Annotated in this window: 22 protein-coding genes; 13 read left to right on the top strand and 9 right to left on the bottom strand. The window is 38.4% G+C overall.

The window, feature by feature from the left end:
- The 3 genes from AC13EX_RS15235 to AC13EX_RS15225 form a co-directional block, all read right to left on the bottom strand.
- A partial coding sequence (locus AC13EX_RS15235) for a Crp/Fnr family transcriptional regulator (RefSeq protein ID WP_482893347.1) occupies positions 1 to 460 on the bottom strand: 460 nt, incomplete at its 3' end.
- Between the two features lie 261 nt (positions 461 to 721).
- Positions 722 to 1,045: a hypothetical protein gene (locus tag AC13EX_RS15230; RefSeq protein WP_339717556.1), complete on the bottom strand. Its 324-nt coding sequence runs from the start codon at positions 1,043 to 1,045 to the stop codon at positions 722 to 724.
- Positions 1,046 to 1,241: 196 nt separating this feature from the next.
- A complete protein-coding gene (locus tag AC13EX_RS15225; protein WP_482893346.1) occupies positions 1,242 to 3,596 on the bottom strand; it encodes a hypothetical protein in 2,355 nt (784 codons plus the stop codon).
- 220 nt (positions 3,597 to 3,816) lie between these two features.
- Between AC13EX_RS15225 and AC13EX_RS15220 the strand changes: the two genes are divergently transcribed.
- From AC13EX_RS15220 to AC13EX_RS15205, 4 genes are read left to right on the top strand one after another with little or no spacing between them, the layout of a single operon-like run.
- Positions 3,817 to 5,037, top strand: a complete 1,221-nt coding sequence (locus tag AC13EX_RS15220; RefSeq protein WP_482893345.1) for an Lnb N-terminal periplasmic domain-containing protein — start codon at positions 3,817 to 3,819, stop codon at positions 5,035 to 5,037.
- Between the two features lie 55 nt (positions 5,038 to 5,092).
- Positions 5,093 to 7,129: an excinuclease ABC subunit UvrB gene (uvrB, locus tag AC13EX_RS15215; protein ID WP_482893344.1), complete on the top strand. Its 2,037-nt coding sequence runs from the start codon at positions 5,093 to 5,095 to the stop codon at positions 7,127 to 7,129.
- A complete protein-coding gene (locus tag AC13EX_RS15210) occupies positions 7,130 to 7,570 on the top strand; it encodes a hypothetical protein (protein WP_482893343.1) in 441 nt (146 codons plus the stop codon).
- A 7-nt stretch (positions 7,571 to 7,577) separates the two neighbouring features.
- Complete coding sequence (locus AC13EX_RS15205; RefSeq protein ID WP_482893342.1) at positions 7,578 to 8,219, top strand: AlbA family DNA-binding domain-containing protein; 642 nt, start codon at positions 7,578 to 7,580, stop codon at positions 8,217 to 8,219.
- On the opposite strand, the gene AC13EX_RS15200 is transcribed toward AC13EX_RS15205, so the two are convergent.
- Positions 8,203 to 8,718 carry a regulatory protein RecX gene (locus tag AC13EX_RS15200; RefSeq protein WP_048641097.1) on the bottom strand — a complete coding sequence of 172 codons (516 nt, stop codon included), beginning with the start codon at positions 8,716 to 8,718 and terminating at the stop codon, positions 8,203 to 8,205. The genes AC13EX_RS15205 and AC13EX_RS15200 overlap by 17 nt on opposite strands.
- Before the next feature lie 73 nt (positions 8,719 to 8,791).
- Here AC13EX_RS15200 and tpiA point away from each other — a divergent pair, with 73 nt between their 5' ends.
- Both tpiA and prmA read left to right on the top strand, forming a co-directional pair.
- Positions 8,792 to 9,553, top strand: a complete 762-nt coding sequence (tpiA, locus tag AC13EX_RS15195; protein WP_482893341.1) for a triose-phosphate isomerase — start codon at positions 8,792 to 8,794, stop codon at positions 9,551 to 9,553.
- A gap of 87 nt (positions 9,554 to 9,640) precedes the next feature.
- Complete coding sequence (gene prmA / locus AC13EX_RS15190) at positions 9,641 to 10,480, top strand: 50S ribosomal protein L11 methyltransferase (RefSeq protein WP_482893340.1); 840 nt, start codon at positions 9,641 to 9,643, stop codon at positions 10,478 to 10,480.
- A 275-nt stretch (positions 10,481 to 10,755) separates the two neighbouring features.
- Here prmA and AC13EX_RS15185 read toward each other — a convergent pair whose 3' ends face one another.
- A complete protein-coding gene (locus AC13EX_RS15185) occupies positions 10,756 to 12,156 on the bottom strand; it encodes a DUF4270 family protein (protein WP_339717546.1) in 1,401 nt (466 codons plus the stop codon).
- Positions 12,098 to 12,910, bottom strand: coding sequence for a glycogen/starch synthase (locus AC13EX_RS15180; RefSeq protein ID WP_048641102.1), 813 nt, complete (start codon positions 12,908 to 12,910; stop codon positions 12,098 to 12,100). The genes AC13EX_RS15185 and AC13EX_RS15180 overlap by 59 nt, the downstream gene beginning before the upstream one ends.
- 127 nt (positions 12,911 to 13,037) lie before the next feature.
- On the opposite strand from AC13EX_RS15180, the gene panC reads away from it, so the two are divergent.
- The 6 genes from panC to AC13EX_RS15150 all read left to right on the top strand — a co-directional run bounded on the left by panC (position 13,038) and on the right by AC13EX_RS15150 (position 18,459).
- Positions 13,038 to 13,895: a pantoate--beta-alanine ligase gene (panC, locus tag AC13EX_RS15175; protein WP_482893339.1), complete on the top strand. Its 858-nt coding sequence runs from the start codon at positions 13,038 to 13,040 to the stop codon at positions 13,893 to 13,895.
- Between the two features lie 8 nt (positions 13,896 to 13,903).
- The gene (panD, locus tag AC13EX_RS15170; protein WP_048641103.1) at positions 13,904 to 14,251 is read left to right on the top strand and encodes an aspartate 1-decarboxylase; all 348 of its coding nucleotides are present in this window, start codon (positions 13,904 to 13,906) and stop codon (positions 14,249 to 14,251) included.
- Complete coding sequence (locus tag AC13EX_RS15165; RefSeq protein ID WP_482893338.1) at positions 14,248 to 15,243, top strand: lysylphosphatidylglycerol synthase transmembrane domain-containing protein; 996 nt, start codon at positions 14,248 to 14,250, stop codon at positions 15,241 to 15,243. The genes panD and AC13EX_RS15165 overlap by 4 nt, the downstream gene beginning before the upstream one ends.
- Before the next feature lie 38 nt (positions 15,244 to 15,281).
- Positions 15,282 to 15,974 (top strand): zinc metallopeptidase, encoded by a 693-nt coding sequence (locus tag AC13EX_RS15160; RefSeq protein WP_482893337.1) that lies wholly within the window; start codon positions 15,282 to 15,284, stop codon positions 15,972 to 15,974.
- Between the two features lie 274 nt (positions 15,975 to 16,248).
- On the top strand, positions 16,249 to 17,388 hold the full coding sequence (locus AC13EX_RS15155; protein WP_482893336.1) for an acyl-CoA dehydrogenase: 1,140 nt from the start codon (positions 16,249 to 16,251) through the stop codon (positions 17,386 to 17,388).
- Between the two features lie 141 nt (positions 17,389 to 17,529).
- Positions 17,530 to 18,459: a helix-turn-helix domain-containing protein gene (locus tag AC13EX_RS15150; protein WP_048641107.1), complete on the top strand. Its 930-nt coding sequence runs from the start codon at positions 17,530 to 17,532 to the stop codon at positions 18,457 to 18,459.
- On the opposite strand, the gene AC13EX_RS15145 is transcribed toward AC13EX_RS15150, so the two are convergent.
- The 3 genes from AC13EX_RS15145 to AC13EX_RS15135 are packed head-to-tail and all read right to left on the bottom strand — an operon-like array spanning position 18,442 to position 19,878.
- On the bottom strand, positions 18,442 to 19,221 hold the full coding sequence (locus AC13EX_RS15145) for a phosphoglycerol geranylgeranyltransferase (protein WP_482893335.1): 780 nt from the start codon (positions 19,219 to 19,221) through the stop codon (positions 18,442 to 18,444). The genes AC13EX_RS15150 and AC13EX_RS15145 overlap by 18 nt on opposite strands.
- Positions 19,208 to 19,534, bottom strand: coding sequence for a hypothetical protein (locus AC13EX_RS15140; protein WP_482893334.1), 327 nt, complete (start codon positions 19,532 to 19,534; stop codon positions 19,208 to 19,210). Before AC13EX_RS15140 ends, AC13EX_RS15145 begins: the two co-directional genes overlap by 14 nt.
- Positions 19,534 to 19,878, bottom strand: coding sequence for a phage holin family protein (locus tag AC13EX_RS15135; protein WP_482893333.1), 345 nt, complete (start codon positions 19,876 to 19,878; stop codon positions 19,534 to 19,536). The genes AC13EX_RS15140 and AC13EX_RS15135 overlap by 1 nt, the downstream gene beginning before the upstream one ends.
- A 261-nt stretch (positions 19,879 to 20,139) precedes the next feature.
- On the opposite strand from AC13EX_RS15135, the gene AC13EX_RS15130 reads away from it, so the two are divergent.
- Positions 20,140 to 20,799: a DsbA family oxidoreductase gene (locus tag AC13EX_RS15130; RefSeq protein ID WP_482893331.1), complete on the top strand. Its 660-nt coding sequence runs from the start codon at positions 20,140 to 20,142 to the stop codon at positions 20,797 to 20,799.
- The last annotated feature ends 233 nt before the right edge of the window (positions 20,800 to 21,032 follow it).

Here is a 21,032-nt window from a genome sequence, read left to right as displayed (position 1 = left end):
TGGCATTTTCATGTGGTGAAGCGGGCTTCGTCATACTGATCCAAACTTTCTTCTTTTTCAATAGGTCGGTGTAATCATAACTGCAGTACTGTACCCCACGGTCCGAATGATGGACAAGGGAATAATGATTAATGTTTTCTTTGACAGCCTCCTCATTACTAAAATCCAGGTGTTGATTCTCTCTGTGTATGACCAGTACTTCTGAATCCTCTATGCAATCTATAAAAAGTTGGGCAGGCTGATGAAATTCTATTGACTCAATATCTGCAATTAACCATCCTTCTGAAGCAAACATAAATATATGTTCCTTGCCATTGCTATCGATGAGATAGCTTCTCACCAATCCTTTTTTCACATAAAAAACGTTATGACTTATAAGGCCTCTACTTTGAATGATTTCCCCTTTCGTAAAATGCTTTGTTTTTGCATTTGGGTCGTGAATCATCTCTTTTTCTGGCATAATAATTTCATTTATTTCTTTGTGATTTCTCTCAACATCAATAATGATTCAGATGATATGCGAACATCATTAACCATCCCAATTCTTATATTATAAAAAAGCCAATAATTACAAAAAATATTCCTAGCACAATAACCTGGTAATGTGCTGCTTTTCCAAATTCATTCTCATCTTTCACTAATGGGTTTAACAGGATGAATAAGGCCACCAATATTAAATCGAATATTTCTTCTGTCATGCTAATAGGATAAAGTAAAACCACTAGAAGAATCCATAAAAAAGAAAGGCAAAACCAGCAATAAGAAATAGGTAAGACCATATTTGCATTGAAATAAAAAAAAACTCATTTCTAGTTTTCATTTTAACTTTTTCACCAGAACTGTTCAGGTAAAAGTCATTCCTTGTTAAAAAAGTCCAAATAGCTGACAACAAGAAGCCAATACCTATAGATTGATTTAAGTCAATCGACATAAAGACACCTCCGAAATTTCTTTTCAATACTCCAAGTACCAAGGCGGTTAGGAACATAGATACCATCAAATAAGCAATGACTAACAAACCTTTGTTTTTCCAGATAAGTATCATAATTCTCCTGTTATAACTATTTGTCTCAAGAATAAATATAAGCTTATTGGCTTAATCCTACCTAGGTATTTATGACATTCCAGCTCGATATTTAATTTCACAATATCCAAATATTAAAATCAACAAGCCTAAATCACAACTATTTCCACATTAACAACACCTTCCTTTTCCTTAATCTCCCATTAATCATAACTTATTAATTAAGTTTTAACCACCTTAGACAAAACAGTTTATTTTGGGTTTGAAGCAAGATAAAATAGCTTCCAGGGGGTAATATTCTTAAATTCTCTTCCAATTGAATCTTAACGTTTCCTAGATCAAAAACTCCTTCTAGAAATAATCTTCCACCTGAACCCCAAACATTAAAGAAGACCTGCTGATCGGATAGTAGGCCAAATAAATCCACATGAACTTCCCCTTCCTTATAAGGATTAGGATAAATACGAGGTACATCAAAACTAAATAAGGGATTGTTAAACCTTATAACAGGACTGAAACCTACCTCCCCTTCAGCATTCTCAGCCTTAACCTGATAATACCAATATGCCTGATTCTCGGGTAAAACCTGATCTTGAAAAATAACTTGGTAACCAAAATCATCACCTGAGAAAAACCCAATTGGGATAAATTCTGTGGATGGCCCTTCAGCTCTCAATACAGTGTACTGAATGAATGGATCCCTGCCATTCACCCAAGAAAGCTTGACTCCTTCGTCCTTTAATAACACTTCAAAATCCAACCAATCCAATGGCAGAACACTTAATTCACTAATGCTTGCAATGGCAAAAGCCTTAGCAAGCAACTCATTGAAAACCACTCCCCTTCCAGCCCAAAGCTCACCATCCACCTCACTTGCGGGGAGATGTACCCCTGTTGCAGCTTCTCCATCTCCCGTTAATCTCAAATGGCCAATATCCTGAATGCCAAGATCATTGGCCAAGACCCAAACATCAACTTCCGAGGAAGTGCCTCCACTACTGCTAATTTCAAAATAGCTATTTAATTGATACACTACGGTACTTCCATCTGTATCACTAAATCCCGGGTCATAGGTTACTCCCTGGTTTTCGACATGCCTAATACTTAAACTTGCCCCAGTTCCTCCCAATGCACCTTCTAAAAGTAAATGTCTTGGAAAGGCTAAGTAACTGTCATAAAAAGGAAACAAAGCATTACTTTGGTCTAGGTAAGTGGGAACATGATGATATACCACCTCATTCAGGTTATGCCAATCCCCACTTGAATAACTGTATATACCTGTCGGTCCAAAGTCCAGGAAAAGTGAATTCCCCGAAAAATCTATCGTTCCCGACAACTGACTGAAGGCACTTAATATTCGAAGATCATTTTGGAAATTAACACTTCCAATTGACTTATCCATTTCAAAAGCATCCAAAGAAAATGTGGGAATGGCTATTTGTTGATTATTTACCCCAGTTGGAACAAGCAGAGTCGATGTACCGTTGAGGTTTCCCCCATCCAGAAATTGCATGTTTCCACGCACCTTTACAAGTGGGGAAAGCACCTTCTCTGCTACACCACTAAAAAACAAATGATTATATATAAACTCAATAGCTGAACTTGTCAGGCTACTTTCTAAAAATCCCTGAGAAACTCCTTCTCCAGCATAAGTCACATTCCCATCCAACTGCACATTCACCGCATCGATAATCGGTTCTTCACCCAAGAGCACCAGATTGGCACCTTCTTCAAGTACAAATGAACTAGCGGGCCGGGAATCAGTCCTTCGAATAATTTGGTTGAAGGCTTTGGTTCCTTCAGAGATCAAAGTGGCACCGGACAATATTGTAAACTCACCGTAATCACCCGTCCCAAATTTATCCTGAATATTAAAGGAAAAAGTTGAGGTATAAATAGGACTTAACTCATCATTAAGAGTTTGCCTGACAGTGCCACTTTTGATTAGGAAGCTATTGGCTTTCATGGCTGCATTGACCACCAAAGTTTCGCCAGGGTCGGGATCAAAAACCACCCCAAACCGACTATTTAAATTACTGGCACTCCATGAGTTCCGGTCTACTACAGTACGGCTGACTCCTTTAAAAACTATACTTCCGGTTTCAGGATATATCCAGTCGGTAATACCAGATGTGGAATGATGGTAAATAAAATTTCCAGTATCTTCTGAAATACTATGCAGTTGCCCATATACCAACAATTCATAAGCTTGCAAATTAAGTTTAGGTCCTGGGTCAATGCCTCCAAGAGTTTCAGCAAAAAGATATAGATCTTTAACCTGTTCATTTTTAGTAAGACGCACTTCGTTCCTATTGCCAATAAAAACCCTGTCATCCCTATCTGGAAAGTCTAAGGCTGCCACCCAAGCAGTTCCATTGTATTGCTCCCAGATAGTTGGATCATCCCAATCTCCCACAGTATCAAATGCCAAATTGGTTCTATAGCAGGTATTGTCGAGTAAAATTGTCCCTATTGCTGAATAAAATGGAAGAAAAAACAGCGCAGCAAAAACTATGGTCCAAAAAAACCATTTATAATAATTAAAAAACGCTCTCCTATAAAAAATATCCATAACAAAAATGAATAATCAATTAAAATAGTGATTTTACTTTAATTTTCAAAACTAACAACACATATAAACACGGATAGAACACCTTTAATACTGTACATCAAACAAATGACCAATGAATTCGACCGCTTGTCTTTTTAAAAAAGGGATGTCTGGATAACCCAAATATTACTTTAAATTTGTAAGGAAATTTGACAACTCTTTCCTTACTGCTTAAAAAGTTATGCAAATAGACATTCATAAGCGCTCCTTTCGTAAATCCCTCCTTCTAGGCTTTTCTCTGCTTTTGGGAATAATGCTGACATTGCCTGTAACTGCGGCACAATACAAAATAAGTTTGCTTACCTGTGATCCTGGGGATGAGCTGTATTCTACATTTGGTCATAGCGCCATACGTATCATAGAGCTGGAAAGTGGTCAGGATCTCGTTTTTAATTATGGAACTTTTGACTTCAACACTTCTTTCTTTTACGTGAAATTTATCCGCCGGACTTTAGATTATCAATTGTCCCTTACCACTACGGAGAACTTTTTGCGTGAATACAATTATTTCAAAAGGAATGTCAGGGAACAGGAGCTCAATCTATCAGCAGAGCAAAGTGAAAAGATTGTAGCATTCCTACAAAGGAATTACCAACCTGAAAATAGAAAGTACCGGTATGATTTCTTTTTTGACAATTGTGCCACTAGGATTACAGACATGCTAGAAACAGTTTTAGGCCAGTCTCTAAAGTGGAATTACCCAATTGAAACGGACCACAAAACATTCCGCAATCTGATTGACGAATATGTGTACCCACTTCCTTGGTCGGATTTGGGAATAGACCTGGCCCTAGGTGCTGTTATTGATAGAGAAGCTACAGAAGCGGAGAAAGCTTTCTTGCCGGATTATTTGGAAGCCTCATTTGGCAGGGCTACAATTATAGGAGACGGACCTGAAAGGCCTCTTGTAAGTCAAACCAATAAGATTTATGATTTCCCGGAATCAACAAGTGAGGGGATAAACTTGATAAACCCCTATGTCTTATTTTGGCTTTTCGCAATTTTGATAGGACTATTAACCTTTATCGGCTTCAAGAAAAAACGATTGTTTAAAGGCTTTGACATAGCCTTCTTCAGCATTTTAGGATTACTGGGCGTATTGTTTGTTTTCCTTTGGTTTTTTACCGCACACTCTCAAACTAAGAACAACTGGAACTTGTTTTGGGCATTTCCAGCTCATCTCTATATAGCTTACTTATTATACCGAAGACCTGATAAAGCCATATTAAAAACCTTGCTGTTGGGAGCCATGATTTTGGCTGACCTGGCCTTGGTTATATGGATACTGGGCTTTCAATCTTTCCACCCAAGCATCCTACCCTTGTTATTAATCATAATCCTTAGAACGAATTTCATCTACTATAACCTTGACCGATTCCGAATTATAAATAAAAGGACTTGATTCCGAAAACTATTCAGTACCATTATGGCGTTGTAGGTATATAATTTAAAATTAGATGAGTTTCAATATTATTTCAGATTACGTTCCTACGGGAGACCAACCTAAGGCTATTAAAAAGCTAGTGGAAGGCATAAATGCGAACGAGCCATCTCAGGTACTATTGGGAGTGACCGGTTCGGGAAAGACCTTTACTGTGGCCAATGTCATACAGGAGGTCCAAAAACCCACCTTGGTTTTGAGTCACAACAAGACCCTGGCAGCACAATTGTATGGAGAGTTCAAGCAGTTTTTTCCTGACAACTCAGTTGAGTTTTTCATCAGTTATTACGACTATTATCAGCCTGAGGCATTTATCCCCACCAGCAGCACCTATATAGAAAAAGACCTTTCTATCAATGAGGAAATTGAAAAGCTAAGGCTTTCAGCAACATCAGCTTTACTTTCCGGAAGAAGAGATGTCATCGTGGTGGCGTCTGTTTCCTGTATTTACGGTATTGGTAACCCAGATGAGTTTGGTAAAAACGTAATAAAACTTCAAGAGGGTGATCGAATTCCGAGAAATCAATTTTTATTCAAATTGGTAGAAGTGCTGTATAGCCGAACTTCGGGAGAATTCACCAGAGGTACTTTTAGGGTAAAAGGTGACACAGTGGACATCTTTGTTGCTTATGGAGATTTTGCTTATAGAATATTTTTCTGGGGCGATGAAATAGAAGCCATACAGCGCGTAGACCCTGCTACCGGTAAAAAATTATCAGACGAAAAGATTATCACCATTTTTCCTGCCAATTTATTTGTCACTGGTAGAGATGTAATAGACACCGCCATCCATGAAATTCAGGATGACCTTGTAGCCCAAGTAGCGGCCTTTGAGAAGGACATGAAATTAATGGAGGCCAAGCGTCTAAAGGAAAGGACCGAATTTGATTTGGAAATGATTCGGGAATTGGGTTACTGCTCTGGGGTAGAAAATTATTCAAGGTATTTCGACAGAAGATTGCCGGGCACCCGCCCCTTTTGCCTTCTCGATTATTTTCCTGATGATTTTTTGATGGTCATAGATGAAAGTCATGTTACACTTCCTCAGGTTAGGGCTATGTGGGGAGGGGATAGGTCCCGGAAGACCAATCTAGTAGATTATGGATTTAGGCTACCTTCTGCACTTGACAACCGCCCATTAAAATTTGATGAATTCGAATCCCTCACAAGCCAGGTAATCTATGTGAGTGCTACACCGGGGGATTATGAGCTCAATAAATCTGAGGGGGTAGTGATAGAACAAATCATCCGGCCTACCGGACTTTTGGATCCATTGATCGAGGTACGACCAAGCGCCAATCAGATAGATGATTTATTAGACGAAATAGACAAGACAATTAAGAATGGCTTCAGGGTTTTAGTGACCACCCTTACCAAAAGGATGGCGGAGGAACTGGACAAGTACTTGGCCAAAGTAGGTGTTAAGTCGAGGTATATTCACTCAGAAGTAAAACCTCTGGACAGGGTAGAAATATTAAGAGAGCTCAGACTAGGAATATTTGACGTTTTGGTGGGCGTCAATCTTTTAAGAGAAGGATTAGATTTACCTGAAGTAGCGCTTGTTGCAATTTTAGATGCCGATAAAGAGGGCTTTCTTAGAAATGTCAGAAGTCTTGTCCAAACCATTGGAAGGGCTGCTAGAAATTCGGAAGGGAAAGTCATTATGTATGCAGATAAAACAACAGAGAGTATGCGCTTGTCCATTGATGAAACCAATAGGAGAAGGGCCAAGCAAATCGCCTATAACGAGGAAAACAACATCACCCCAACAACTGTTATCAAGTCTCATGACAAGATAATGGGACAGACCAAAGTTGCGGATAGTAAGAAAAACGCAAAGATCTATGTAGAGAACAATCCGGAGGAAATGGATGTAGCAGCAGATCCGGTCATTCAGTATTTAAGTAGAGAGAAACTTGAAAAGCTAGTCACTCAAACTCAAAAAAGGATGGAAGCGGCTGCCAAAGAATTGAATTTCATGGAAGCGGCAAGGTTGAGAGATGAATGGATGGGATTAAAGAAACGACTGGAAATTATAAATGTAGGGAAATAAATGAAGATTATTAAAGGCATTGTTTTAATCGCTAGCATCTTACTAATTAACACGAGCAAAATACAAGCCCAACAAGCTGGTGGTAGCTTCTTAGTGAGTGCAGGGATGGACTTGATAAGAACAGATTTATACAAAATACTCGAAAGGGCACAATTTGGGGTAGAGGTCAATTACTTCTACCGTCACCAATTGTCTTTTTCAGGGGGATACGAATACAATATCAACCACCCCAATCAGGTGACAGCCGGGCTAAGGTATTACCCACTGGAACCAATATTCCTACGTGCTCGTGCGCTGTTGGGAAATGGTGCAGACTTGGGTTTGGGTGCGGGCTACACTTATAACCTAAGCTACAGGTTTCGCGTGGAAGGGATGACAGACTATTACGTCCAACGACAAGCCCTTGGCATCAGGGTGGGACTGGCAGTTTTGATAAATTAAAAACAAAATGACCATTCAGGATATTACAAAACTAGCTCAAAAAGGAGAAGGCCTGCATGTAGAGTTCAAGAAAAAGGCAGCCCATCCTGAAAAGATCGTCAAGGAAATTATCGCATTGGCCAATACCGAGGGGGGCTATCTCCTTTTAGGTGTAGATGATGATGGCACCGTTAGCGGCCAACGGTACATAGAAGATGAGGTCTATGCCATGGACAAAGCCATAAAGGAGTTGATTCACCCTCCTATGAGCTTGGAAAGAGATGTCATCCCCATCAATCAAAAGAAAGGCGTTGCCATCTATAGAGTTGGGAAAAGCGCTGATGCACCACACTTTACTTTAGAAGATAAAAAGAAAAAAGCCTACGTTAGGGTAGCTGACAGAAGTATTCAGGCCAGTAGAGAAATGTGGGAGATTATGAAAAGAAAGAAAAACCCAAACAATGTCATTTTCAAATATGGAAGAAAGGAAGAATTACTAATGAAAGCCTTGGCCAACAAACCTTACATCACCCTAAAAGAGTTTATGGCCATGGCTAGAATCCCAGTTTTCATTGCCTCCAAGACACTTGTCAAGCTGGTCTTAGCCAATGTGTTAGAAGTTATCCCTCAGGAATCTGAGGACAAATTCATTACTAAAGCGCATCTTTAGTTCCCAATTCCTCCACAACTTCCCATACAAGGTCCGGCTCGAAACCTCTGAACACCAAAAACCGAACGACCTTGGTTTTCCTTTTGTACAGATTGTCATCATTGGTAAGCTTCCATTTTCTCTCTGCCAAGTGAAGTAAGGTATTATGATAATCCTCCGGGGCCAAAAGCTCCAGGCCTTCCTGAATCAAGTGATTAGGAATTTCTCTCATTTTCAACTCTTGTCGAATCCTGATCCTTCCCCATCTTTTTAAGTTGAACCTTCCTTTGACAAAGCCTTCAACAAATCTCTTTTCATTAATGAAGTCCTGATCTATTAAGGTTTGTAAAATTTTTTCTGCTTCACCTTCTTCTAACCCGATTTCATTTAGTTTCGACACAACTTCCGATATTGCACGTTCCTGATACGCACAATAAGCCGCTATTTTTTTTAGCCCTTTTGAATAGCTATTTTTCTTTTTTGAACCTGAAACCGAATTTCCTTTTTCTGGAACTGACATTTTACGTAATTTTAGCTTTTGGTATACTAACGGGATAATCCTGACCAAATATATAAATCTAAATAGAAATATCATGCGAAAAAAAATTGTTGCTGGTAATTGGAAAATGAACTGCTTGCTTGAAGAAGGTCAAAAACTAACTTCTGAGATAGTGAACATGATAAAAGATGAACCGATTAAAGATGTACAGGTAATATTAAATCCTCCTTTTGTTCATCTACACGGCGTAAAAAAACTTATTGCAGGTGTTGACAACATCTATCTAGGTGCTCAAAATTGTTCTGATCAGAATTCCGGAGCTTATACTGGAGAAACTTCAGCCGCCATGTTGACCTCCTTTGGAGCTGAATTTGTAATTATCGGTCATAGTGAAAGAAGAGCTATGTTCAATGAAAGCAATGAATTATTGACTGAAAAAACCAAACAGGCGCTTTCCAATAATTTAACGCCAATTTTCTGCTGTGGAGAACCTTTAGAAATCAGGGAAGCAGGAACTCATGAAGCCTACGTAACTAAACAACTTACTGAAAGCTTGTTTGGATTTAGCGAGGAAGAAGTTAAAAAATTAGTTATCGCCTACGAACCAATATGGGCAATAGGAACAGGTAAAACTGCTTCCTCTGACCAGGCACAGGAAATGCACGCTGCAATTCGTCAACACTTATCATCCAAATATGGTAAAACTGTAGCCGAAGGAATCTCTATCCTTTATGGCGGTAGTTGCAAGCCTGACAATGCCAAAGAGATCTTCTCTAAAGCGGATGTGGATGGAGGATTGATCGGTGGTGCTTCATTAAAATCCAGAGATTTTGTAGACATCGCAAAATCATTCTAAATATTTACCCTCTTCATTCGAGGACAGTTGCCCAGGCAGTAAATTGCCGGGGCAATTTTATATTTTTCAATTCAACACAATTCTTCAATGGAATACCTAGAGTTTAAAATCAGCTGTAAGGAAGAATATAGAGAAATTCTGATGGCAGAATTGGCCAACATAGGCTTTGATTCCTTCTTGGAAACAACGGCCGGATTTGATGCCTACATCCCTCAAGATGACCTTAACACGCAATTATGGCAAGAAGTTATCGCTCAATACCAGGATGTTGCTGAGATTAAAATTGAAGAGGGTATCTTGGCTAAAATCAACTGGAATGAAGCTTGGGAGAAAAACTATGATCCAATATCTGTTGGAGACATGGTCTATGTGAGGGCAACTTTCCACCCCAGCAGGATTGAGGACCATAAACACGAAATTGTCATCAATCCGAAAATGTCTTTCGGAACAGGACATCATTCCACCACTTACCTTATGCTTGAATGGCAAAATGAAATTAGCCATGATAACAAAAAAGTGATGGACGCAGGCTCAGGAACAGGTATTCTGGCCATAATGGCAATGAAACTGGGTGCTTCCCTCGTTACAGCTTTTGATATTGATGAATGGAGTGTTGACAATGGAAATGAAAATTTTGAGATAAATGGATTCAAAAATCTTTCCATGCAAACAGGGGCAATTAGATCTGTAAATACTGAAAAGGCTTATGACCTAATTCTCGCCAATATAAATAAAAACGTATTGTTGGATGAGATGGAGGTATACGCTGAAAAGCTATTTACTAAGGGGCAATTGCTTCTAAGTGGGTTCTACGAAACTGATATAGAAGACATAAATCAGGAAGCAGAAAAACATGGATTACTCCTCAAAGGAAGAAAGGTCCGCAATAATTGGACTTCCTTATTATTTCAAAAAGTACTATCTTGACCTGACTTGGCCCTACCAGACTAAAACTTTTTTACCTTACATGGACTCGAAAGAGCAGAAGAAGGAAAACAAAGCCAGACAAAGACTTAATTTTTTCAGTCTTTGGGCATTTCTATAGCGAATGAACCTTGGCTTCAAGATGCAATAGAAACACTATTGTTGACTAAGGATTCTTTTTTACTATCTGGGTTAAAATAAAAAAGTCGGAAGGCAATTTCTTGCTTCCGACTTTTTATATAAAATAATCAGTTTGATTTAGCAGATCAATTCACCCACTACCTGATTTTTGAATAATATACTTTCACTTTGATATTATCTTTGTCAACGACAAACTCCTTTAGAGAACGTTTGAACGCATCAAAACTAACAACACCACTTTCTGTACTTGGAGTATTAGGGTATAAAAACAAATCTGTTTTCACCAATCCTGAACGATACATGGCATTTACATAAGACGTAATTTGGTTGGCATACACCCTTGTTTCAGAATTATAAGCCAAGCCATTCTGGTTTCCCGTCAGGGGGACAACATTCCCATCCACATCCAAACCTGTATGGGTATTGTTTTCGCCTTGAACAGCCACTTTTACTCCATCAAACCTTCGGTAATACTCACCGCCATCAGTTGCAAAATACATTACCAAGGCTCCGTAAGGATTCTTTCCTTCTGGATATTCATCCACTGGACCTACTTCCAATAGGATCTGGTTGAAGGTAACATTTTCGAGTGTGTCCAGAAATTCATGCAAAGGGCTCATGTCAAGTTTCATCTTTAGCCCCAAACCGGCTTTGACCCCAACTTTATCACCTTCTATATCATAGGCAACATCTTTCTCCACGATCTGTTCTGTAGCAGTTCCTTGCCTATTACTAATCACTTGATTAAAATGCCTTGATTGAATGGTGTTAATAGGGTATGCTGTTGACACCGTATCATCTTCGTAATGATAATACATGGTAATACCTGTCCCGCCTCCTATAGCTAAAGAAATGGACGTGTTCTGGGCTGGATCTCCTTTGATCACTATACCGGGAAAATACTCCCTGAAAGCAAAAATATTATCAAATACCGGATCTTGTGTAGTAAGCTTACCAAAAAGCTCCGCAGCAAAATCAGGATTAAGGTCCATTCTTACTTGATTGACCGTATCAGCCTGCAAAACAAAAGCACCTTCAGCCAGTGCTACATTCTCCTCATAATCAAGGGAACTAAAACTGTAATAGGTGGTGTCTTCAATGGCTTCTAATAACCTATGCACTTTAAATTCCTTTTCTTCCTCAAAATCATCTGCTATGAGGTCAACAATATTGAAGTTGAAAATTGCAGAGTCAAATATTGCATCATCTTCCGGAAGTACACCATCAGGATTAAAGGAAAGCCTGCTATAAGCTATTGATTCTGTGGTTCCAAAAAGGTCACTATGATCACCTCCAACCACCATTCGGCTCTGATTTGTAGTATTGAAAGAATCTTCAAGTACCAATAAAGAAGATAGGGGTATTTCTTCATAGAATACCCCTATCTGGTTGGAGCCGGGATCCAGTACCAATCCAATCTCGGATGGGTCTGAACAAGCTCCTGCGAAAATAACAATTGAGCACAGGGCCCCGAGGAATTTAACCTGCAAGGTCCGTATAGATATTGTAATAGCTTTCAAAAAGCTCGTCTTGTTCATCACTTTTAATTTCAAACTGTTTTTCTTTAGAAGATTGTTGAATTATGGCAGCCAAGCTTTCGGAAATATCCTCACCTTTTACTACAACGTCGGCATACTCCATACCCAATTTCACAAACCCTTCGTAGTCCTTGGACTTCAATGGGGCAAGAAGCTGGTCATCGATGTCTACCATTTTTATTTTATCGAATAAATCGTCCCCAAATTTATGACTAAATCCGTTATTATAAATAGCATAAACAGATTTTGTTTCTTTGAACAAGGGCTCATTCTTGTAAGTAGTTTTCAAATACAAAGGAATAAGGCTAGTCATCCAGTCATTACAATGGACAACATCCGGTGCCCAACCTAATTTCTTTACGGTTTCTAAAACTCCTTTACAGAAGAAAATGGCTCTTTCGTCATTGTCCTCATAAAATTTATTCTGTTTGTCAAAGAAAACGCTCTTTCTCTGAAAATAGTCTTCATTGTCTATAAAATATACCTGTAATTTAGCATTGGGGATAGATGCAACTTTAATTATCAATGGTTTTTCCTCCTCACCTACTGATATATTGATACCTGAAAGCCTTACAACCTCATGCAACCGATTCTTTCTTTCATTAATCAATCCAAATCTCGGTACCAAAATTCGGATTTCCATTCCTTTTTCCTGCATCGCTTGAGGCAGGGCTCTTACAAAATTAGCAACTTCAGAAGTTTGAAGAAAAGGGTTAATTTCGCTTGCTACGTAAAGGATACGAAGTTTAGACATATCGTGTGTGTTTAATTTAGGGATATAACGGGACTACAAATTTACAAAAAAATCAGCAAATTCCATTGTTTTTATTCAGAATAATATACTTTTGCACCTATTTTCCTATTCCATTTCAAAACAGACTTTGGAAATACACGAAACCATACCTGCTGTAAAACAGCACTTAAGGGCCTTTAAAACCCAAAATAAAGCGATAGGCCTTGTTCCTACTATGGGGGCATTGCACCAAGGGCATTTAGAATTAATCCGGCAGTCTAAAAAACAAATGGACGTCACTATTGTGACAATTTTTGTAAACCCCATCCAATTTAACAACCCGGAAGACCTTCAGAAATACCCCCGAACCTTAGTGGCTGACTTAGCCGTATTGAGAGAGGAAGGCGTGGATATTGTCTTTGTTCCTTCGGAGAAGGAAATCTATCCTGAAGGAATTTTTATGGAGTTTGATTTTGGGACTATGGAGCAAGTGCTTGAAGGCAGGTTTAGACCTGGTCATTTTAATGGTGTTGCTATAGTTGTGTCTAAGTTCTTTCATATAGTACAGCCTGACATTGCCTTTTTTGGCCAAAAAGACCTTCAACAAGTTTCTGTCGTTAAAAGACTGGTAAGCGACCTATCTTTCGGTATTGAAATAGAAGTTGTGCCCACGGTTAGGGAAACTGATGGGCTGGCACTTTCTTCTCGAAACCAGAGACTAAGTCCGGAAGGAAGAAAAATCGCTCCTCTTCTTTACAAAACCTTGACTAAATGTAAAGATGAACTTTTAATGGGGGGGGACTGGTTGAAGATTAAAAACAATGCAATTAAGGAAATTTTAAATCCAATTGAGATAAACCCCGAGTATCTGGAACTTGTTGATGAAGCAGATTTCAGCCTTGTCCAACAGCCAATCCCCGGAAAATCATACGCCATTTGTATTGCGGCATATATTGAACAGGTACGATTAATTGACAATATTATCTTTCGTTCTGGTCACATTTAACTATTGACATGCAAATTCAGTTATTAAAATCAAAAATTCATCGGGTAAAAATCACCCAAGCGGAACTTCATTATGTAGGCAGCATCACCATTGATGAGGCATTAATGGAAGCAGCTAATATCATTGAGAATGAAAAAGTTCAGATTGTAAATATCAACAATGGTGAACGTCTGGAAACTTATGTCATAAAAGGAGAAAGAGACTCAGGCCAAATTTGTCTCAACGGCCCCGCGGCTCGAAAAGCGCAAGTTGGAGATGTAGTCATCATCATTTCCTATGCCTCAATGGACTTTGAAGAAGCAAAAAAATACAAACCCACTATTATTTTCCCTGATGCCCAAAACAAAGTAATTTGAGCAATAAATTAAAAAGCGGTCTTCAAGCTATCGTGCCCCTAGTGGCTGCGATTTTGATTTTCTATTATCTCTACAAGGATATTGAAGGGGAAGTCATTTTAGAAGCCCTTAAAGGAACCAATGCTCTTTGGTTTTCTGCAGCCATGTTTCTAGGACTGCTTGGTTTTTGGCTTAGGGCATGGAGATGGAAGAATTTAATTGCTACCAATGAAACCATTGAGGTAAAAACCATACCAATCTTTTGGTCCTTGATGTTTGGCAACTTGATCAATCTTCTTTTCCCCAGAGCAGGAGAGGTGGCCAGATGTGGTGGGGTAAACAAAGTCTACCCCATTAAATTCGGTAAAATCTTTGGGACCGTAGTCCTGGAAAGAACAATAGACATGGTCTTTATGCTCTTTATTATTGCTTTGGCCTTCCTTCTAGAAGGAGGGATATTTATCGAAATTTTTGAAAGCCTAATTTCTCTAAGCGCCATTAAATCCTTCGTATCCGAATACGTTTATTGGGCGATACTTCTTATGTTAATCCTCTTGGTATTGGCAGTGCTTACCTATTTAAAATTCAAAAAAACTACATTAATAGGTAAAATTCGTCAGTTTTTACGCCAATTTGTCAGTGGTTTAGAAACCTTGATTCATATGAAAAACAAAGTTGGATTTTGGGTTGCTACCGTACTTATTTGGACCATCTATTTTTTAATGATGTATTGGATGGCGCTTTCTATTCCCTCTACCAACTCATTATCAGCTACTTCCGTTTTAATGGTTTTAGTAATGGGAAGCATTGGTATGATAGCTCCAGTACAAGGAGGCATAGGGACCTTTCACGCCATGGTCGCTTTTATACTCCTCTATTATGGCATATCAGAGGAGCAGGGCAAGGTATTTGCCATGTTAGTTCATACCTCTCAAATAATGATTGTTTTGATTTTGGGAGGGATTAGCTTTCTTTACCTTTTCAGGAAAAAGAGAGTAACCTTGAATCAATAAAATCGTTGTAGAAGAAAAATAGAAAATTAAAATAAAACATGGGAATCATACTAATTGTAGTTGTATTTGCAATTCTTGGCTATGCGGTAAGTAACAGGCTAAAGAATAAGTTTAAAAAATACTCACAGGTTTCTTTAAAGGCCAACTTATCCGGTAAAGAAATTGCTGAGTTGATGTTGGCGGATCATAACATCCATAACGTAAAAGTCAATTGTGTAGAAGGTCAATTATCTGATCATTACAACCCAATGAACAAAACGGTTAACCTGAGCACAGATGTTTATTATGGAAGAAATGCTGCAGCCACAGCTGTATCAGCTCACGAATGTGGCCATGCGGTTCAACATGCAAATTCTTATGCATGGCTTAAATTAAGATCAACCCTGGTACCTATTCAAAATATCAGTGGCAAAATTTTAAATATTGTATTGATCGCCTCTCTTTTTGGAGGTATAGCCTTATTTGGCCTTCCTTATGAAGCAGTGGGCGTAGTAGTAGTTGGTGCCTACAGTATCTTGACTTTATTTAGTGTTATTACGCTACCTGTAGAATTTGATGCTAGTAACCGAGCCTTGGCTTGGGTAAAGCAAAGGAATGTAGTAACTCCTGAAGAGTACGATATGTCCAAAGACGCATTGAAATGGGCAGCCATGACTTATGTGGTTGCCGCCTTGGCATCAATGGCCACTTTAGCCTATTACATGTTCGTCTTTTTTGGAAACAGAGACTAAAACAAAAAAATATTTAAATTTTTAAAGGGGCAGCATTGCCCCTTTTTTATTTTCTGGGTATTACTATTAAGGACTATGCGTCAAATGAATAGAATTGAATCCAAAATAGGAAATAGACAATCTATCCCGAGCTTAATTCATTAGAAAATCTATCAACCTTAGCTGTTTTTCTCCCTAATGAAAAACTTACTTATAAGGTCAGAAAATTCTATTGCTAAATCCGCGTTAAAAGTCCTTTTGTTTACTTGTAGAGGTATTAAAACAATTCAAAAGTATGGATTTTGACCTGAATGAAGAACAACTGGCCATAAAGGAAGCGGCTTCAGATTTTGCACAAACAGTACTTTTACCAAAAGTAATCGAAAGGGACATTCAATGTGAATTCCCAAAAGAATTGGTTGCACAGATGGCTGAAATGGGATTTATGGGAATGATGGTTCCTCAAGAGTATGGCGGTGGTGGAATGGATACCCTCTCCTACGTAATCGCATTGGAAGAAATCGCTAAGGTAGATGCCTCAGCTGCCGTGATCATGTCTGTAAACAACTCTTTGGTGTGTTGGGGTTTGGAAAAATATGGAACAAAATCCCAGAAAGAAAAGTACTTAAAACCACTTGCTTCAGGCAAATGTTTGGGAGCTTTTGCATTGTCAGAGCCAGAAGCCGGATCCGATGCCACCTCTCAAAGAACCACTGCCGTAGAGAAAGAGGATCATTACTTGATCAATGGCACAAAGAACTGGATAACCAATGGCTATTCAGCAGACATCTACCTTGTCATTGCACAAACCAACAAAGAAAAAGAACACCATGGTATATCAGTATTTATAGTAGAAAGAGGTTGGGCAGGTTTTGAAGTTGGTAAAAAAGAAGACAAAATGGGCATTAGGGCTTCTGACACTTGCTCATTGATGTTTACGGATATGAAGGTTCGCAAAGAAAACCGAATAGGAGAGGAAGGTTTTGGTTTTAAGTTTGCCATGGAAACCTTAAATGGAGGCCGTATAGGCATTGCTGCTCAGGCCCTTGGAATAGCAGTAGGAGCAATGGAACTGTCTGTAAAATATGCCAAAGAAAGAAAAACTTTCGGTAAACCTATCAGTGAACACCAAGCCATTCAATTTAAACTGGCAGACATGGACACGGAAATAGAAGCTGCACGCTTGTTATGTTATAAAGCCGCCTTAAAAAAAGACAAAAACGAGTCTTATGTAAGGTTAAGTGCAATTGCCAAATTGTACTCTTCAAAGGTAGCCATGAAAACCACAAATGAGGCCGTCCAAATCCATGGAGGTTATGGTTATGTGCGAGAATACCACGTAGAACGGATGATGAGGGATGCTAAAATTACAGAGATCTATGAAGGCACTTCGGAAATTCAGAAAATAGTTATATCCAGAAAGCTTTTAAGCTAATTGTATAAGTTATGGATATTTAAAAATATATAGTAATTTTCAAATCGGAATTTAGTTTATTCTAATTTTTTATTACAAATTGTCATAACAAATCAGAAAAAAAATATACTTTTACAAAAAATAACTCTAAATGCACTAATCATGGAATATTACAATAAGGTGATAGAGTCGGTTGGCGTAAGGTACGTGAAAGGAAATAACTTTAAAATTGAGCGACCTGTAACCATAACCGATTATACAGATTCAGAAAATACAGCCATCCTCTTACACAGAGGATCGTTGAATTATGGTGAAGACCAAGAGTCTGTTAATGAGGGGGAAATACTATTTATTCCAGCAGGAAGGCCAACTAGAGTATCATTCGGTACAGTTACCAAAAGGAACGAGACCAACAATGATAATTTTTTGGAAAACAAAAAGAAGTACCTTCAAACTATCAGTTTTAAAAACATTAAAAACCTTGAAGACGACTGCATCACCTCAGTTACTTTTGAAGCAAAGGTATTCGATGTTGTCAATTTCTTTAACTCACTTGGCATACCAGCTTTTGTAATTCGATTCAACGATCGAATAGCTTCCATACTCGAAGATGTAGTAAAGGAATCCGAACAAAACACACCTGGAAAAGAAAGGGTAATAAAACTTTATACTGAATTACTGGTAGTAGAATTGGTTCGTCACATCCTTAAAAACAGACTGTTTGTAGAAGAATTGTCTACCAACAGTACTTATTTCAAGGATCCTCGATTGATCGACATGTTCAATTATATCAAGAAGAATATTGGTGGAGACTTGTCCAATAAAGTGTTGGCAAAAGTAGCCAATGTTTCAGAAGATTATGTCGGCCAATACTTTAAGATGCTAACAGGTATTAATCCTCAGGATTATATTGAATACCAAAGAATGGAAGCGGCTGTGGAGTTATTGAGAACCACCAAAAAGAGTATACGAGACATCGGAAAAGAAGTCGGATACAAAGACACTGCTTATTTCTGTAGAAGATTTAAGATGATGTATGGTCTACCTGCAGGTAAAATGAGACGAAGAGAATCGTTAATTAACGTTCAGTGATGAATTATAAAATTTAGCATAATGCAAAACCTCAGTAATTAAACTGGGGTTTTTTTCTGCCCCATTACCTATAACCAATACATCTGCACCCGCATTCCACGCATCTTTTGCCTCTTGAAGGGAACGTATGCCTCCTCCTACCATAAGCGGAGAATTAATTTCCCTACTCACAGCATTGATCATTTTTATAGACACTGGAATTTTGGCTCCAGAACCAGCGTCCAGATAAAACAAAGGCAATCCCAAAAACTCTCCAGCTAAGGCAGTAGCCACTGCAATATCAGGCTTATTATGAGGAATAGGAATGGTTTGACTCATGTATTCCACGCTTGTACTTGCACCTCCATTGACCAACATGTATCCAACAGGGAGAACCTCAAGTTTACTTTTAGACAAAGTAGGTGCAGCCAATACATGTTGCCCAATCAATAAATCAGGATTTCTTCCAGAAATCAGAGAGAGGAACAAGACAGCGTCTGCCTCATCAGAAAGCTGCATTACACTCCCTGGAAACAAGACCACAGGAACATTTCCTTTGGTCACTTCTTTCAACCTTCGCAAACAATGATCGAGGCGCTTGGTATTTACCAGACTTCCTCCTACAAGAAAAAAATCGATGATTAGACCATGAGAAAGCTCCTTAAGAAGTTCCAGAGAAGGTTGTTTGTCAATTTTCTCCGGGTCTATAAGCAAGGCAAGGCTCTTAATGCCTTTTTTGTTCCTTTGGTAAAGCAATTCACGTATTTCCTTATTTCGGTTCATCTCCCGGGTCCACTTTAGCCATAAGATTGTTCATGAACCTTGCTTTTCCAATGTCTATCAACATCCAAAATAGCCTGCTTCTAAGCGTCCCGAAAAAGCTATACCCCTTCTTCTTAGCGCTCTTTTTCTTTTTTAAAGACTTCTTTTTATTTTTTCCCTTTAGCTGCTGAATGGAATAGACAGCAACGACCCCTCCTAATAAGGCTAAGCCACCAACCTTAAGGTACACCTGAGAATCTTGTTTCAAAAACTCGAGTTGCTTCTCCAGCGTTTGTTCTAATTCCTTTGACTGCTTTAACAAATCCTCTTTCATTATTCGTCTTTTCTACCTTTAAATAAGAAAACATACTTGTATAGGGAATTTTTAAGTACCCTTTGAAAGCCAGAGGCATTCCTTAACAATACCAATAACAAAAATATTATTAGGTAGATACCTGTTAACATCAAGAAGCCAATTGAGCTACTTCCGTACAATTCACTAAAATAAAAAGCCAGTGCAATACTACCAAAAAGCAAAATAAAAGAAGCAGATAAAACGATCAAAACAATGACCGCAACCCTCGCTACAACCAAACTTATTTGGTCGACAATTTCAGCTTTAATAATATTAACCCTTACTTCTATCAATTTTTTAATTGTAGTAATAATCTCATTCATATTGATATAGGGGTTTTAATTAATAAATTATTAATTATATAAGTCAAGTTACTATAAATTAAAACAAAAACCTTGCAAGAAAATCAGCACATCAATAAAAGCGCATTTCCTATTTGGTTTCTCAACAAATCTACAAAGAAAATTAATTTCTGAAGCAGCAAATTGTTTTAAGCTGTAGAACCTATCAAGTAAGCGATTTGTTACAAACTCAATACAGACTCTCATACAATTCTTTGAGTTAAAAAAACAAAAGGCAGTTAAATGATGAAAATAGAAATCTGGAGTGATATTGTTTGCCCTTTTTGCTATATAGGCAAGCGCCGTTTTGAAAATGCATTGGCAAAATTTGATAAGAAAGACCAAATAGAGGTCATTTATAAGAGTTTTCAGTTGAACCCTGAAATAAAAACAGATATGGACAAATCTGTGGTGCAATACCTGTCAGAAAGCAAAGGTGTGACATTAGAAAAAGCCAGAGAAATGACAGAATATGTCACTCAACAGGCAGGCATCGAAGGGCTAGATTACAAAATGGACAAAGCCGTAGTAGCTAACACTTTCAGGAGCCATAGATTATTACACCTTGCTTTGGCACAAGGTCTACAGTTGGAAATGAAAGAGCGTTTATTAAAAGCTTATTTTATAGAGGGAAAAAACATTGATGATGTATCCATCCTAGCTGACTTAGCAATAGAAGTAGGGATAACCAATGCTGAGGAAACTTTAAAAAATGACAATTTCACTGATCAAGTTAAAAGAGACCTAATGGAGTCCAAACAAATTGGAATACAGGGAGTTCCTTTTTTCGTTTTCAATGGTAAATATGGCATAAGTGGTGCTCAGGAATCCAAGGTATTTGCAGAGGCCATAGAGCAATCGTTCAAAGAATGGGAAGAAGACGCTCTGCAACCTAAAGGTTAATAAAGTGGCCTTTATCATTAGTAAAATATTCCTTTTCGAGTGGATCAATGATGGATTAAATCTGAAATTGACAAAAGAGCATCTTTAACCCGGATTATGTAATAGGATTTCTCCGCCCTGACAAGGTCAGGGGTGATGCCTGTCCCGTGTTTACGGGAAGTGTTGCAATCGCAAGAAAATCAGACTGTTTGGAGATTTTAGCATAGCACCGCTATGGTGAAATTGAAAACAGC

Source organism: Cyclobacterium sp. L-R (genome assembly GCF_056859355.1).
Note: the sequence above shows the minus strand (reverse complement) of the source record. Positions and strands in the feature narration are given on the sequence as shown.

Bases quoted from the DNA above. Each gene is read 5' to 3' on its own strand.
- AC13EX_RS15230 (WP_339717556.1), bottom strand. From the start codon at position 1,045: ATGATACTTATCTGGAAAAACAAAGGTTTGTTAGTCATTGCTTATTTG.
- AC13EX_RS15155 (WP_482893336.1), top strand. From the start codon at position 16,249: ATGGATTTTGACCTGAATGAAGAACAACTGGCCATAAAGGAAGCGGCT.
- AC13EX_RS15185 (WP_339717546.1), bottom strand. From the start codon at position 12,156: ATGAACAAGACGAGCTTTTTGAAAGCTATTACAATATCTATACGGACC.
- AC13EX_RS15205 (WP_482893342.1), top strand. From the start codon at position 7,578: ATGACCATTCAGGATATTACAAAACTAGCTCAAAAAGGAGAAGGCCTG.
- AC13EX_RS15160 (WP_482893337.1), top strand. From the start codon at position 15,282: ATGGGAATCATACTAATTGTAGTTGTATTTGCAATTCTTGGCTATGCG.
- AC13EX_RS15200 (WP_048641097.1), bottom strand. From the start codon at position 8,718: ATGTCAGTTCCAGAAAAAGGAAATTCGGTTTCAGGTTCAAAAAAGAAA.
- AC13EX_RS15210 (WP_482893343.1), top strand. From the start codon at position 7,130: ATGAAGATTATTAAAGGCATTGTTTTAATCGCTAGCATCTTACTAATT.
- AC13EX_RS15135 (WP_482893333.1), bottom strand. From the start codon at position 19,878: ATGAATGAGATTATTACTACAATTAAAAAATTGATAGAAGTAAGGGTT.
- AC13EX_RS15220 (WP_482893345.1), top strand. From the start codon at position 3,817: ATGCAAATAGACATTCATAAGCGCTCCTTTCGTAAATCCCTCCTTCTA.
- panD (WP_048641103.1), top strand. From the start codon at position 13,904: ATGCAAATTCAGTTATTAAAATCAAAAATTCATCGGGTAAAAATCACC.
- AC13EX_RS15130 (WP_482893331.1), top strand. From the start codon at position 20,140: ATGATGAAAATAGAAATCTGGAGTGATATTGTTTGCCCTTTTTGCTAT.
- AC13EX_RS15150 (WP_048641107.1), top strand. From the start codon at position 17,530: ATGGAATATTACAATAAGGTGATAGAGTCGGTTGGCGTAAGGTACGTG.
- prmA (WP_482893340.1), top strand. From the start codon at position 9,641: ATGGAATACCTAGAGTTTAAAATCAGCTGTAAGGAAGAATATAGAGAA.
- uvrB (WP_482893344.1), top strand. From the start codon at position 5,093: ATGAGTTTCAATATTATTTCAGATTACGTTCCTACGGGAGACCAACCT.
- tpiA (WP_482893341.1), top strand. From the start codon at position 8,792: ATGCGAAAAAAAATTGTTGCTGGTAATTGGAAAATGAACTGCTTGCTT.
- AC13EX_RS15140 (WP_482893334.1), bottom strand. From the start codon at position 19,534: ATGAAAGAGGATTTGTTAAAGCAGTCAAAGGAATTAGAACAAACGCTG.
- AC13EX_RS15225 (WP_482893346.1), bottom strand. From the start codon at position 3,596: ATGGATATTTTTTATAGGAGAGCGTTTTTTAATTATTATAAATGGTTT.
- AC13EX_RS15145 (WP_482893335.1), bottom strand. From the start codon at position 19,221: ATGAACCGAAATAAGGAAATACGTGAATTGCTTTACCAAAGGAACAAA.
- AC13EX_RS15180 (WP_048641102.1), bottom strand. From the start codon at position 12,910: ATGTCTAAACTTCGTATCCTTTACGTAGCAAGCGAAATTAACCCTTTT.